This window comes from Gemmata sp., from assembly GCF_051859125.1.
Lineage (GTDB): Bacteria > Planctomycetota > Planctomycetia > Gemmatales > Gemmataceae > Gemmata.
In genome coordinates, this window is the sequence record NZ_JBHYGG010000240.1 from 1 (window position 1) to 14,720 (window position 14,720).

Genomic DNA, 14,720 nt, shown 5'->3' on the forward strand with positions numbered 1-14,720 from the left:
CAACCCCACAATACCAAGGAGGCACCGGCTTTCCGCTTAACTGAAGGGCATTGGGTCTAACCCGTGGAAGCACTCGGCTGCTTTCGCGAAATCTGGTGCGTGGACTTCGAGTTCCGCGCGCCGGACGGGCACCGGCCGGAACCCCTGTGCGTCGTTGCACGGGGGCTCCGGTCGGGCCGGCTCGTTCGCGTCTGGCTCACGGACCATCCGCCCCCGATGCCGCAGTACTCGGCCGGTCCCGATGAGCTGTTCGTCGCGTACTACGCGTCTGCTGAACTGGGATGCCATCTGGCTTTGAACTGGCCGCTCCCCGTCCGGGTTCTCGACCTGTTCACCGAGTTCCGAAACCTCACCAACGGGTGCCCGGCCCCGCACGGCAACGGGTTGCTCGGGGCGCTCGCCTATTTCGGATTGGACGCCCTCGACGCCGCCGAAAAGGACGCCATGCGATCGCTTGCCATGCGCGGGGGCGAGTACGCCGACACCGAGCGCAACGCGCTGCTCGATTACTGTCAATCGGACGTCGATTCTCTCACGTGGTTGCTGCCGCGGATGGTGCCGCACCTCGATCTACCCCGTGCGCTGCTTCGCGGCCGCTACATGGCGGCAGTCGCCCGGATGGAAGCGAACGGTGTCCCAATCGACGTTCCCACCCTCCGCAGCCTTGGTGCGAACTGGGACAGGATCAAGTGCCGGTTGGTGCAGGAGATCGACCGGGATTACAACGTGTTCGTCCCCACCGGCCGACGGCCCGATCCCGCATCGCGATCGGGCGCTGCGGTTCTCGACACCGAGATGGTCGGCTCAAGGGGGCGCGTGCCCTTCGACAGCCCGGTGACCTTCTCAGCGGAACGGTGGGCCGCGTACCTCAGCCGAACGCGTATCCCGTGGCCGCGGCTCCCGAGCGGAGCGCTCGCACTCGACGACGAGACGTTTCGCGAGCTGGCGAAGTCGTACCCGGCGCAGGTCGGGCCGATGCGTGAGTTGCGGCACACGCTCGGGCAGATGCGGCTGAACGATCTCGCGGTCGGGAGCGACGGCAGGAATCGAACGCTCTTGTCGGTGTTCCGGTCACGGACTGGACGCAACCAGCCGTCAAACTCCCGATTCGTGTTCGGACCGAGCGCGTGGTTGCGCTCCCTGATCCGGCCGGAGCCCGGACGAGCGCTGGCCTACGTCGATTGGTCACAACAGGAACTCGCCATCGCCGCGGCGCTTTCCCGCGACCCGAAGATGATGGAGGCGTACACGTCGGGCGACTTCTACCTGACGTTCGCGAGGTTGGCCGGCGCAGTGCCGCCGAGCGCGACGAAGAAGACGCACGGGCAGGAACGCGACCAATTCAAGACGGTGGCGCTCGGTGTGCTGTACGGCCTGAGCGCCGACGGCTTGGCCCGCAAGCTCGGCGTCCCGGTTCGCCGGGGGCGGGAACTGCTCGGGCTCCACCAGCGCACGTTCAGGCGGTTCTGGGAATGGTCGGATGCGATCGAGGAACGCGCGATCCTCACCGGCGAACTGAGCACGGTCTTCGGTTGGACGGTTCGCGTCGGGGCGAACGTCAACCCGCGGTCGCTGAGGAACTTCCCGATGCAGGGGAACGGTGCCGAAATGATGCGGCTCGCGGCGTGTCTCGCGACCGAAAGCGGGATCACTGTGTGTTGCCCGGTCCACGATGCGTTTCTGATCGAGGCCAGCACCGAGGACATCGACGCCGAAACCGCGCGGATGCAGGACGCAATGCAACGAGCCTCCGAGTGGGTGCTACCGGGTTTTCCGTTGAAGACCGAGGCGAAGATCGTGCGCCACCCCGACCGGTACTCGGACCCGCGCGGCGAACGAATGTGGGCGGTCGTACAGCGGATTCTCGCCGACCTCGAACCGGCGGGCCTGTGCCACTTGTGACGCACCCACCTGTACCATCCGTGGTACACCACTTGCGCCACCCGTGGTACACCCGCCTAGTCTTATTTCAGTCTAGTTGGGTCTGTCTTCTCTTCCCGTATTGGGTGATGCCGTGTTCGATCCCTTCAACGCCACGCACCTTGAATCGCTCCCCAGCGACATTCCGACCAGGACGGAGAAGCGCTCGCCCCGACACAAGGCCGGCGAGAAGTTCCTCAAAGGGCCGATCCCGTGGCAATGGATCGAGGCCGCGTCAGCACTCCCGGGGAAGGCGCTGGCGGTCGGGTTGGTCGTCTGGCGGGAAGCCGGGTGCCGCAACGAACGTACGGTACCGCTGAACTTGTCCGCGTTGCGGATGCCGCGTGGCACCGCTCGACGTGCATTGCGGTCGTTGGAAGGAGCGATTCTGGTTTCCGTGGAGCACCGGTGCGGCCGCCCCCCCCTGGTGACTCTCGCCGACGCGCCGGGCGGTTCGGCGGAACCCTCATCAGCGAATCTCCAGGACTAACGGACTTGTGATCGGGCACGTCGTCTGTGACAATTGACACGATGGCGACCGAGAACCCGATGTCGGACATTCTGCGACAAGCCATCCTCGACAGTGGACTGCCGCTGCAACGGATCGAAGAAGAAACCGGTGTACAGCGTGCGAGTATCTCAAGATTCGTTCGCGGCGAGCGCTCCCTGCGGCTCGATTTTGCGGACAAGCTGGCCGCGTACCTGGGGCTGACGCTGACCCCGACCGTGAAGAAGCCGAGCAAAAAGAGCCCGAAGGGGTGACCGATGGGCACCGTGTTTAAGAAGCAGACGACCCGCCCGGTTCCGGCCGGCGCGGAGGTCACCGAAAAGGCCGGGCAGCGCGTCGCCAAGTGGCGTGTCCGCGGGAAGCTCCGCACCGCGCCCCTCACCCGGGGCAAGAGCGGTGGGGACCGGATCGTGACCGAGTCCGGCACCTACTTCGCCAAGTTCCGGGACGCGGGCGGGATCGTGGTCACGAAGCCGACCGGGTGCCGCGACCGGCAGGCCGCCGAGCAACTGTTGAAGAAGTGGGAGCGCGAAGTCGAGCAGGTGAGGGCCGGCACCCTCGACCGGAAGGCACTCGACGCGGCCCGGCAGGCGACCGTCCCACTAGAGGAACACTTGATCGCGTACGAGCGCTCGCTGATCGCCGCGGAGGTGTCGGACGTGTACCGCGCGAACACGCTGCGGGGCGTTCGCCGGATCGCAAAGGAGTGCGGCTTCGCGACCCCGGCACAGTTCAGTCGCGAGACCATCGTGGCTTGGTTGGCGGCACGGATGGCACCGGACGAACAGATGTCGGCGAGCGCCAGAAATTACTACCGGCAGTCGGTGGTCACCTTCGCCAACTGGTGCGTCGCAACGGGCCGGTTGCTCGGCCACGACCTCGACCGGCTCCCGAAGGCCGACCCGAAAGCCGACCCCCGACGCCAGCGCCGGGCGCTCACCGAAGACGAGCTGAGGCGCGTACTCGCCGTGGCCGCGGCCCGCCCCCTGACCGACGCACGGACCGTTCGCCGCGGCGTGCGGAAGGGCGAGGCGCTGGCCGAGCTGCGGGACGACACCGTTACCCGGTTGCAGGCCGTCGGCCGGGAGCGTGCGCTGATCTACAAGACGCTGGTGCTCACCGGACTCCGGGCGAACGAGTTGCGAACCCTGACCGCGGCACAACTCGACCTGGCCCCGGGACGCGCCTTCCTGCAACTCGACGCCGCGGACGAGAAGAGTGGAGAGGGCAACGCGGTCGCCATCCGCGACGACCTCGCCGCCGACCTCCGGGGGTGGCTCGACCACAAGTTGAAGGAATTGCAGGAGGCCGCGAAGGCCGCGTGCGAGCCGATCCCGCTGCGGGCTCCAGGAGACGCCCCGGTGTTCGACGTGCCGGCGGGGCTGCTCCGCATCCTCGACCGCGACCTGAAGGCCGCGGGGATCCCAAAGCGGGACGATCGGGGGCGGACGGTGGACGTTCACGCCATGCGGACGACGTTCGGGACGCTGCTGAGCAAGACGGGGACCGCACCCCGGACAGCCCAGGCCGCGATGCGACACTCCGACATCAAGCTGACGATGGGCGTGTACACGGACCCACGACTGCTCGACGTTCGCGGGGCGGTCGAGAGGCTGCCGGCCCTTCCCCTTTCGGACGGGGGACGTTCACCCGAGGCGGGGGCGGGCGTCACAACGGGAACCGACGGCCGCTCACACCTGGCACCGAGTTGGGTTGCACCAACGGTTGCACCAACTGGGTACAACCAGGGGCGTTCTGGGGCACTTGCCGGCACTCAAGCACTACCAAACGAGTTTGAGTTGTCGCCCCCAAAGGGCCAGGAAATGAGCCTGGAAGTCAACGAAAAACCCCCGGTGACACTTGCTGTCACCGAGGGTCGTGAAGTGGAGCGAAGGGGAGTCGAACCCCTGACCTCTTCGTTGCGAACGAAGCGCTCTACCAACTGAGCTACCGCCCCGGTGACGTCATGATAAGAGGCCGGCGGCCGCGGGCAAGGGGAAGTTCGGGGCGACCGGGTGCGCCGCCCCGAGCGGCCGCGGTCCGGGGTCAGAAGTTCGAGCGGGCGCGGCGCAGCTTGTCGTGGTACAGCCGCACGCGGTCGTCGTCCTGCTGGCTCTTGAACACCTCCGCGAGCCGGCACATCGCCTTGAACACCTCGTCCTTGTCCGCGGTGTACACGGTCTCGACCCACAGGAACGCCCACATCGCGTCCCGCGGCTTCGGCGGCGCGGCCGTCAGGTAGATCTCGCCGAGCATGCCGAACGCGACGGCCCGCACGGTCGGGTCCTTCGTCGCGGCGATCACGGCCTCGATCGGCTTCACCCCGGCGAGCGAGTCGCCGCCGGCGATCGCCTTCGCGGCCGCCTCGTAGACGGCCAGCTTCTCCTTGGCCGGGCCGGCCGGGGCGGTCTTCAGCAGGTCGGCCGCGGCCACCTGCGCCGCGGCGGCCCCGGTCCGGGTGCGGATCTGCGCGTCGATCTCCTGCATCTGGGCCTCCAGGAGCAGGTCGGCCGGGAGCCCGGAGTCCTTCTTGGTCATCGGCTTCCAGGTCCGGGCCACGTCGTTGAACTTGTTCATCTCGGTGTAGATCCGGGCCGCGGCACGGGTCGCGTACCACGCCTCGTACCCGGTCTTGTAGTCGTTGACGAACCCGCCCCAGTTGTCGGCCGCCTCGGCCCCGAGCTTCGACCAGTCCTCGTCGTACGCGGCCTCGTCGGCGATGCGGCTGGCCATGAGCGAGAGCTTGAAGTCGAGGTACTTCTTCGACCCCGCGGGCGCGGCCCCGGCCTTCTTCTTCAGGTCCACGTACCCGAGCCGGGCCGCGGCGTAGTCGGCCTTGGTCTTTTTGTCCTCCAGCCCCACGAGCCGCAGCACCTCGCCCCGGTCCACCCCCGCCATCTCGCCCGGCACCACCTTGACGACGTCCGACGGGGAGACGACGGCGAGCGTCTTCTTGTCCGGCCCGACGACCTGCAGCCCGGCCGGGGCGAACACGAGCGTCCCCTCGTAGTTCTTGATCGAGCCGTCCTTCTTGTCGCGGACCGAGATCTTGTCCGGGGCCGTCACCGGCTGCCGCCCGGCGACCGACTCGAGGAACAGTGTGATGCCGACGAGAACGACGAGACCGCGCGCCACCAGCCGAATCATTGGAGCGTTCCTTGGATGAGAGAGTCGGAACTCGGGTTCCGGTATGTTGCCATGTTTCGGGCGGGGGGCCAAGCCCCCGGAACTACTTTCGTCGACCGGTGCGTGCGAAGCACTGCGTGGCGGGGGCGACCACCACCGGGTTGCACGCCCACGAGACCACCGGCCCCGCCTCGCTCACCGGCCGCGCGTCATTCGTCGGAGGCCGCTCGAGGAAGAACTTGCCGCCCGCCTTCCGGTACGCGGCCTTCAGCTTCGGGTTCTTGTCGAGCAGGTCGCAGTACCGGCCCCACACCTCGGGGGTGATGACCTCGGTCCCAACCTTGATCGGGACCATTTTCCCGTCTTGGCCGTCCACCTTCTTGACGTCGTTGAACTTGTGCAGGTTCTCAAGGTTGAAGATGTTGGTCCCCGCCTTCTCGAAGCTGGCGTCGAGCTTCGCCGGATCCTTTATCAGCGACTGGTTGGCGGTGATCAGCACCCGCTGGACCTCGAAGTACGAATCATGGAAGGCACTCTTGAGGTGCTTGACCTTTTCCGGCGGGGTGTCGGGCGTGATCTGCTTCAGATCGCGCTGTGCGTACTGGAACAGGGTGGTCCACTCCTTGAGCGACTTGCCCCACTCGTCGTTGGCCGCCTTGCCGGTCAGCGTCGCGGCCTTGGTCTCGTAGAGCGTGGCCAGTTCCTTGCGGAACGCCAAGTTGCCGAAGGCCGGCCCCGGTTGGTTGTTCGCGCCGATTGCATCCGTGAGGAGCTTCTCGGCCTCGTCGAGCTTGCCGTCTTCGCGGAGCGCCTTGGCAACGCCGAGCTGTGCGGGGTCGGCGGGTGCCGGTTGCTGACCGGCACCCGCTTCAACGGGCGCTGTCAGGCCGACGAAAACCAGGAGACCGCGAGCCACCGGCCGGATCATCGGAGCGTTCCTCGGATGAGAGTCGGATCTCGGGTCCGGGTGGGTTGCCATCTTTCGACGAGGGTCCAAACCCCTGGACTTCCGTTTCGCAAACCGATGCGTTCCAAAAGCCGTGGGACGGGGGGTGGTGGCCCCCGGGTTGTTCGCCCAGGAGACCGCCGCCCCCCGCCCCGCACACCGGTCGCGCGTCAGTCGTCCTTCGGCCGCTCCAGGAAGAACTTGCCGCCGGCCTTCTGGTACGCGGCCTTCAGCTTCGGGTTCTTGTCGAGCAGGTCGCAGTACCGGGTCCACACCTCGGGGGTGATGATCTCGGTGCCGACCTTGATCGGGACCATTTTTCCTGCCGCGTTGGGAACCTGCTTGACGTCGTTGAACTTGTGCAGGTTCTCGACGTTGAAGATCTGCGTGCCCACCTTCTCGAAGCTGGCGTCGAGCTTCGCCGGGTCCTTGATGAGTGCCTGGTTGGCAGTCACGAGGACGCGCTGGATCTCGAAGTACGAGTCGAGGAACGTGCTCTTGAGCTTCCTGACTACCTCTTGCGGAGTATTCGGATTGATCTGCTTGAGGCCGTTCTGGGCGAACTGGAACAGGGTGCTCCACTCCTTGAGAGACTTGCCCCACTCGTCGTTGGCCGGCTTGCCGGTGAGGGTCGCGGCCTTGGTCTCATAGAGCGTGGCCAGTTCCTTGCGGAAGTCGAGGCTGCCGAAGGCGAACCCCTGCTTGGTGTTGTCGCCGATCGCCTCGGTCAGGAGCTTCTCGGCCTCCGGGAACTTGCCGGCCCCGCGGAGGGCCTTGGCGGTACCGAGCTGGGCGTACCGGTACGTCGCGATCTGCTTGCTGATTTCGGCCCGGTTCTCGGCGGGGAAGTCGTCGATCTTTCGCGTCTGCCAGCCCGGGATGGGCTTGCCGTCCAGACTCGGCTGCGGGATCTTGCGGAACGCATCGGCCGCCTTTTCCCACTCGCCGATGGTGGAGAGCGTGTCGCCCAGGAAGAGGATGGTCGAGGGGGCCAGTTCCTTGACGCTGGTGAACTCGCTCAGGAGCAGGGTCAGGCCGGCCCCGAGGTCGGCCGCCTCCTTGGCCTTGCCGTCCTTTTTGAGGGTCTTCAACTGGGCCGACAGTTCCTGGGCCATCAGCATGAGCGCCTGGAGGTTGGTCTCGACGCCGCCGCCGGCGGCCTTGAGGGTCTCCAGCATCTTGGCCGCCTCCTCCTTCTTGCCCTGGAGGCAGCGGATCTTGAACCCGACCATCACGATGTCGCGGCGGACCTTGTCGATGCTCTGGGCCAGGCCGGCGATCTGGGCCTTCTGCTTGCCGACCGCCTCGGGGTCGCCCGGGTCGCCGCTCCCGTCCCGCCACTTGTTCATCCGCTCGTCGAAGAGCGGCTTCGAGATCTCCCCGGCGGCGGCGGTGACGATGCCGGCGGCGTCGTCGAACTTCCCGTCGTCGACGAGGCTCTTGGCCCGCAGGTACAGCGCCCGGGTGTGCAGGTCGTTCGCCTGGAACGAGAACTCCATCCCGTCGACCGTCAGCTTCTTGTCCTTGTCCTGGCAGGCGTTGAACGCCGGGATCGCCGCGACCAGTTCGTCGGCCACGCCGAGCGCCCGGTCGTACCCCGGGGCGGTCTTCTCGGTCTCGTCGTCGGCCCGGTTCTGGGTCAGGAACAGGAACGCGAGCCGGAGCCGGCACGCGACCCACCCCTGCACGTCGTCCTTGCTCGCCGCCAGCGGGGGCTTGGCGACCTTCGACAGGTCGGTGATGGCCTGGCGGTAGATCGCCTTCTTCTTGTCCTTGGGGAGCTCGCCCTCCTTCTCCTTCGGGTTGATCAGGGCGCTGGCGAGCGCGCCCTCGAACTGGCGGGCGGCCAGCAGGGCGGAGTACCCGGAGCGGATCTTCACGACCGCCTGGAACGCCTGGTCGATCTTGCCCTCGTCCCGGAGGAGGAACGCGAGGCGGTGCCGGGCGCTGTCGGTCGCGGAGTCGTTCGGGAACTTCTGGTCGAGGAGCCGCGCGACCTCGATGGCCCGCTCGCGGTCGGCCCGGGTCGCGGCCGCGGCCGCGGCGTTGATCTCGTCGGCCTTCTCGGGCTGGGCCGCCACGCCCCGCTGGGCGTCGCGGTTGACCTTGCCCATCGAGATGGAGTACCCGTTGAGGGCCATCAGGCCGGCGAGGGCCGCCTTGCCGCCGGTGGTCCGGCTCGTGCGGGCGATGTGCTCGCCCAGGACCGCGGCCTGGTGCGGCTGGTCCGAGTTCGTGTAGAAGTACACGAGCCGGATCAGGTTGTCGGTCACGTCGGCCGGGTTGTCCCGCTCGGTCGCCAGCTCGCGGGCCCGCTCCAGGAGCGCGACGACGCGGACCTTGCGGTCCTTGGCGTCCTCCTCGACGCGGCGGACGTTGCCGAGCGCCCGGAGCCCGGCCCAGAACGGCATCTCCTCGGCCGCCTCGCGGAGCTCGGCCGCGCCGGCCAGGGACTTCTCCATGTCGTTGAGCTTCGCCATCTGGATGAGCGCGGCCATCTGGGCCGACTCGAAGTTCACGTACTCGCTCGCGGGCTTGTCGGCCTCGCCGAGCAGCCGGCGGACGACGAACATGCGGTTCTTGGCCGACCGGTCGGTGTAGTCGTGGTCCGACTGGCTCAGCCCGCGGTACAGCTTCTCGGCCGCCTCGAACTGGCCCTTCACGCTGTCCGGGAGCTTGCCGCCGGGGTTCTTCAGGATCGTGATGGTGCCCTGCCGCTGGAGGGCGAACGCGAGGTAGTACCGGGCGGCGATGACCTCGGCCGGCGGCTTCTGCGTGTTGCCGTACCGGAACAGCCAGCTCTTGAGCAGCTGCTCGACGGCCCCGAGCTTGGTCGGGTTGTTCTCGGTGAGGGCGTCGAGGTACTCGCGGCGGATCTGGAAGAACCGGGCGAGCCGCTTCCCCTCCTCGGCCTCGGCCCGCGGGGCGGCGAGGATGGCGGCGAACTCGGTCTTGGCGTCGTTCGGCTTCCCCTGGTCGGCGAGCACCTCGGCCATCCAGGCCCGGGCGATCCACACGGTGCGGCTGGTCGGCGACCCCTTCGCGAGGTCCTCGAACTTCTTCCGGGCGGCCTCGAGGAACTTGTCCCGCTCGACGACCCCCTGTGCCCCGGTCGCGAGCGCGGTCTCGGCGAGGTAGTACTCGTTGATGGCGGCCGCGAGGTCGGCGTCAAACGACTCCCGGGCGAGGGCGGTGCGGGCCGGGTCGTTGGGCGGGAGCGAGTCGAGCCGGGCCTTCATCTGGGTCGCGGCGTCGGCGAACCGCTTGGACGCGAGGAGGAACAGCGGCCGGGCCTTGGCCATTTCGGCCTTCTGCTTCTGGATCGCCGCGTCGTAGCCCGCGTCGTCCCTCGCGGGGACGTCCATCCGCCGGGCGCGGTTCAACTGCGACTTCGCCTCGACCGAGGTGAGCCGGGCCAGGGCCATCGACGCCTCGGCGGCGCGGGGGTGGTTGGCGGCCGTCGACAGGAAGTTGTCGAAGGCGACCTTGGCCTCGTTCACCATGCTGGTGCGGGTGCCCTCGTCGGGCTCCTCCTCGGACGCCTCCAGCAGGCACTTGGCCCGCTCCAGCGGCAGCACCTGCTTGTCCGCGGTGTTGAGCTTGGGCTCGATCTCGCGGAGGTACTCGAGGGCGAGGTCGGCGAGGCCGGCCTCGCGGATGCCGCCGACGAGGTCGAGCGGCGAGGGGGCCTGGGCCGCGGCCGGCCCGGCCGTGCCGAACAGGATGAGGGCGGCGACGATCCACGGACGGGACGACATGATGATGCTCCCGGGGCGACGAGGGGAATCGAATCGGAACGGTGACGGGCACCGAGTGTTGGACGGCTGAATCGACTGCTGGGTTCCAGCTTATGATTCTGACGGGGCGATCCGGGCCGTCAAGAGGGTACGCGAGCGATCACCGCCGGAATGTTGTGGCGGGACGAGAGGTGCGCGTCCAACTGTGGGAAATGTGAGCAACGCCGGCCGGTACGCACGTTGTGGTGTGCAGAAAGCAGACGGCGCGTGGCCCGGGACCGCACGCCGCCAGTAACCGACTCGCGGCGAGCGCTCGTCGATTCGCCCGGTCACCTCATCGGCTTGGGGGCGTTCTTCTTGATTTGGTAGTCCCGGCCTGGGCCGTCGAGCCACTTGAGGAACGCGTCCCTCTGGACCGCGCCGTAGTCCACCGGGGGCGCGCCCGGGGCGGCCACGATCACCGGCTCGACCCACCCGTCCTTCGCCGTCAGCCCCAGCGACTGGAACGCCTGCAGCGGGCTCGGCGGCGCGTCGTAGCGGCGGTTGTTGGTCGCCCAGTCGCCCTCGCCGAGCGCCTTGAGGAGCGCCTTGCTCTCGTCGGCGGGGATCGCGGCCAGATCGACCTCGCCGCCCAGGGCCGGGTACGCGCGGTACTTGAGCACGATCGCGGTCGCCGCCTCGGCGCGGGCCTCGGGCTTGTCGGCCTTCAGCGCCTTCGCCGGGTCCGCCAGCACCGCCGCAACGGCCTTCACCGATGCCAGCGCCTCCTTGGCCTCTTCGCCCTTGAGGTCCACCGGCATCGCCATCCCCGGGATGATGTAGAAGTCGGCGGTCGGATGCTTCACCAGGAACAGGATCAGCTCCTGGCCCTCGGTGGGCACGAAGCCGAACCGGCCGCGCCCGCCGCGGACCGGGGGGCCGCCGTTCGGGTCGGCCTTCGGGGGCGGGACGAAGCCGAGCTTGATCTCCTTCAGCTTCTCGGACCCGACCAGGCCGGTCTCCACCTTGATCGTGGCGATCTGATACCCGACCTTGTCCGCGGCCCCCGCGTACGGCGACGCGGCCTGGACGAGGTTCTTCTCGAACCCGACGACCTTGCCGACGACGACGGTGTCGACCATGATCGCCCGCTGCGCCGGCGGCAGCGGCGCGGCGACCTTGCGTGCGGCCGCGGACGTCGTAGGGACCAGTGCAACGGCGGCAACGGCCGCCGCGACGGAAGCGAATCGCATGAATACCTCAGTGGAAAGTCAATGAATGGGACGCGGGCGTGACCGTCGGGACGGTTCGGAGAGGTGGCCGCAGCGGGGCGGCCGTTCGCGGCCGCCCCGCCTTCGGGAAACGCGAATCACTTCATCAGCTTGGGGGCGTTCTTCTTGATGAGGTAGTCCCGGCCCGGGCCGTCGAGCCACTTCAGGAACGCGTCCCTCTGGACCGCGCCGTAGTCCACCGGCGGGGCGCCCGGGGCGGCCACGATCACCGGCTCGACCCACCCGTCCTTCGGCGTCAGCCCCAGCGACTGGAACGCCTGCAGCGGGCTCGGCGGCGCGTCGAACCGCCGGTTCGTCATGCTCCAGTCGCCCTCGCCGAGCGCCTTGAGGAGGGCCTTGCTCTCGTCGGCGGGGATCGCGGCCTGATCGACCTCGCCACCCAGGGCCGGGTACGCACGGTACTTCATCACGATGACCGTGGCGGCCTCGGCGCGGGCCTCGGGCTTGTCGGCCTTCAGCGCCTTCGCCGGGTCCGCCAGCACCGCCGCGACCCCCTTCACCGCCTCCAGGTCCTTCTTGGCCTGCTCGCCCTTCATGTCGATCGGGAGCGCCACCCCCGGGATGATGTAGAAGTCGGCGGTCGGGTGCTTCACCAGGAACAGGATCAGCTCCTGGCCCTCCTTCAGTTCGGCGCCGAACCGGCCCCGCGGGCCGCCGCCGATCCGCGGGAGCTTCGGGTTCGCGTTCGGATCGATCTTGGGCGGGAGGACCGTGCCGACCTTGATCTCCTTGAACTTCTCGGCCCCGACGAGGCCGGTCTCGACCTTCACCGTGGCGACCTGGTACGCGACCATGTCCTTGGCCCCGCGGAACGGCGACGCGGCCTGAACCGGCTCCTTCGCGAACCCGACGACCTTGCCGACGATCACGACGTCGGCCGAGATCGCCCGTGCTCCGGGCGGGCTCGGGGCCATCATTAACCTCGCGGCCGAGGCGTCGGCACCGACAACGGCGACGAGGGCAGCGACGGGCACCGCGGCGCGCAGGAACGTCCGCATGAAAACCTCCGGATGAACAACGGTTGGAATGTTGAGAGAAGTATCGGCGGGTTCCGATCCACCTATGACGAGGCCCGGACCCGGACGGATGGGACCGGAGGCGATTTTCGTCGCGGGTGAACCGTTCGGGGACCGAACGCGGCGGCATCGCATTCGTTCCGCACCGCCGCGCCACCCCTCCCCGGTGAATCGCAACTTTTCGCGAATCAACATAATTCTTGCGGACAAATTTGTATCAGAACGCGCAACATTTCTTATTTCATTGGGTTGCGCCGACGAAGCGATGCGGCGGAACGGACTAAAAGTCCGGACAAACTCCTATCAGAATGACGGTCCCGGGCTGGTTTGACGGGTTCGGAAACGAGTTCGCCGGACACGATCCACGGGGTGGGGGTTCGCAATAGAAGTCGGCGATCGAGGCGGTCCGAGAAAACTTCGCGCCGTAGTTGAACCGGTCCGGACGATGGATTACACTTGATATCGGTTGTGCCTGCGCGAGGTACGATCTTGCCGTCCGGTGGTGTCCCCGCACCACCGGACGTTTTTGCTGAATTCGGAGTGCGGATTTCGGAACGCGGAATCACGCAACAACTACCAAGTCCTCGCCCCGACCGCTCATCCCGGCTTCCATTCCGAGTTCCGCGCTCCACGTTCCGAATTTCCGTCAATCGGTCCCGGGTCCGCACATCTTCTCGGGCCGCACGATCTGATCGAACTTCTCGCCGGTGAGCACGCCGCTGCCGTCCTTCAGGGGCGGGGCGAGTTTCACGGCTTCTTCGCGGAGCGTCGTGCCGTTGTGGTGCGCCGTCTTGGCGATCTTCGCGGCCGCATCGTACCCGATGTGCCGGTTCAGCGCCGTCACGAGCATCAGCGACTCGTTGAGAATGCGGGCGATGGCCTTGCGGTTCGCCTCGATGCCCGGCCGCACCTTCCCCCCGGCCTTCGGCCTGACCCGGGTGTGATCGACCTCGACCATCCCCGTGTCGGAGCCGACGTGGTACTCGAGCGCCTCGTAGTCGGTCTCGGGCATGTCGGCGGCGCAGTGCTCGCGGAAGCTGCGGCAGGCGTCGGTGAGGAGCCGCACCGAGTGCAGGAAGTTGTGGATCAGCACCGGCTTGAACACGTTCAGCTCGAAGTTCCCCTGGCTCGCGGCGATGCCGACGGCGACGTCGTTGGCCAGCACCTGCACGCACACCATCGTCATCGCCTCGGACTGCGTCGGGTTCACCTTCCCGGGCATGATCGACGACCCGGGCTCGTTCTCGGGGATGGTCAACTCGCCGAGCCCGCACCGGGGGCCGGACGCGAGCCACCGGACGTCGTTGGCGATCTTCATGAGGCCGGCGGCGAGCGCCTTGAGCGCCCCGCTGGCGAACGCGAGCGGCTCGTGCCCGGCGAGCGCCTGGAACTTGTTCGGGGCGGTGACGAACGGCAGGCCGGTCAACTCGGCGATCTTCTTCGCCACGCGGTCGGCGAACTCCTTGTGCGCGTTCAGACCGGTGCCAACGGCCGTGCCGCCGAGGGCGAGTTCGTACAGGTGCGGCAGCGTCGCCCGGACCGCGGCGAGGCCGTGGTCGAGCTGGGCGACGTACCCGCCGAACTCCTGGCCGAGCGTCAGCGGCACCGCGTCCATCAAGTGCGTGCGGCCGATCTTCACGATGTCGGCGAACTCCTTCGCCTTGGCCGCGAACGTGTCGCGGAGCGCCGCCACGCTCGGGAGCAGGTGGTGCGTGATCTCCTCGACGGCGGCGATGTGCATGGCGGTCGGGAACGTGTCGTTCGACGACTGCGACATGTTCACGTCGTCGTTCGGGTGGACCGGCTTCTTCGAGCCCATGACGCCGCCGGCCATCTCGATCCCGCGGTTCGAGATGACCTCGTTGACGTTCATGTTCGACTGGGTGCCGCTCCCGGTCTGCCACACCCGCAGGGGGAAGTGGTCGTTGAGCGTGCCGCTGATGACCTCGTCGGCCGCCTTCGCGATGAGGTCGGCCTTGTCGGCGGCGAGGAGCCCGAGGTCGCGGTTCACGAGCGCGGCGGCCTTCTTGAGGGTGCCGAACGCCCGGACGACGGCCCTCGGCATCGTGTCGGCCCCGATGGCGAAGTGGGTGAGGGACCGGGCGGTCTGCGCGCCGTAGTAGCGGTCGGCGGGCACGCGGATCGGCCCCATGCTGTCGGTCTCGGTGCGGTACTCGGGCATCGCCTCGCCTCGCG

9 protein-coding genes, 1 tRNA gene and 1 pseudogene are annotated in these 14,720 nt (G+C 67.9%); 3 read left to right on the forward strand and 8 right to left on the reverse strand.

All coding sequences use genetic code 11. The features are described 5' to 3' along the window. Positions 1-99: 99 nt before the first annotated feature. Together ACTIGN_RS19220 and ACTIGN_RS19225 are read left to right on the forward strand one after the other, a co-directional pair. Positions 100-1,902, forward strand: coding sequence for a DNA polymerase (locus ACTIGN_RS19220; protein WP_439626759.1), 1,803 nt, complete (start codon positions 100-102; stop codon positions 1,900-1,902). A 567-nt stretch (positions 1,903-2,469) separates the two neighbouring features. Next, positions 2,470-2,682, forward strand: coding sequence for a helix-turn-helix domain-containing protein (locus ACTIGN_RS19225; protein WP_439626761.1), 213 nt, complete (start codon positions 2,470-2,472; stop codon positions 2,680-2,682). Between the two features lie 173 nt (positions 2,683-2,855). Here the strand turns inward: ACTIGN_RS19225 and ACTIGN_RS19230 are convergent, their stop codons facing one another. After that, positions 2,856-3,176 (reverse strand): hypothetical protein, encoded by a 321-nt coding sequence (locus tag ACTIGN_RS19230; RefSeq protein WP_439626763.1) that lies wholly within the window; start codon positions 3,174-3,176, stop codon positions 2,856-2,858. A gap of 40 nt (positions 3,177-3,216) precedes the next feature. Here ACTIGN_RS19230 and ACTIGN_RS19235 point away from each other — a divergent pair. Then, positions 3,217-3,996, forward strand: a pseudogene (locus ACTIGN_RS19235) (tyrosine-type recombinase/integrase); the annotation flags it as partial. A gap of 316 nt (positions 3,997-4,312) precedes the next feature. Here the strand turns inward: ACTIGN_RS19235 and ACTIGN_RS19240 are convergent. From ACTIGN_RS19240 to fumC, 7 genes are all read right to left on the reverse strand, one after another. After that, positions 4,313-4,385, reverse strand: a tRNA-Ala gene (locus ACTIGN_RS19240). 89 nt (positions 4,386-4,474) lie between these two features. Further along, complete coding sequence (locus ACTIGN_RS19245; RefSeq protein WP_439626765.1) at positions 4,475-5,575, reverse strand: hypothetical protein; 1,101 nt, start codon at positions 5,573-5,575, stop codon at positions 4,475-4,477. An 82-nt stretch (positions 5,576-5,657) separates the two neighbouring features. Next, the gene (locus tag ACTIGN_RS19250) at positions 5,658-6,470 is read right to left on the reverse strand and encodes a hypothetical protein (RefSeq protein WP_439626767.1); all 813 of its coding nucleotides are present in this window, start codon (positions 6,468-6,470) and stop codon (positions 5,658-5,660) included. A 200-nt stretch (positions 6,471-6,670) separates the two neighbouring features. Next, positions 6,671-10,258, reverse strand: coding sequence for a hypothetical protein (locus ACTIGN_RS19255; RefSeq protein ID WP_439626769.1), 3,588 nt, complete (start codon positions 10,256-10,258; stop codon positions 6,671-6,673). Positions 10,259-10,566: 308 nt separating this feature from the next. Continuing rightward, complete coding sequence (locus ACTIGN_RS19260; RefSeq protein WP_439626771.1) at positions 10,567-11,469, reverse strand: hypothetical protein; 903 nt, start codon at positions 11,467-11,469, stop codon at positions 10,567-10,569. Positions 11,470-11,585: 116 nt separating this feature from the next. Further along, a complete protein-coding gene (locus tag ACTIGN_RS19265) occupies positions 11,586-12,506 on the reverse strand; it encodes a hypothetical protein (RefSeq protein WP_439626773.1) in 921 nt (306 codons plus the stop codon). Between the two features lie 664 nt (positions 12,507-13,170). Then, positions 13,171-14,706 (reverse strand): class II fumarate hydratase, encoded by a 1,536-nt coding sequence (gene fumC, locus ACTIGN_RS19270; RefSeq protein WP_439626775.1) that lies wholly within the window; start codon positions 14,704-14,706, stop codon positions 13,171-13,173. Between the last annotated feature and the right edge of the window lie 14 nt (positions 14,707-14,720).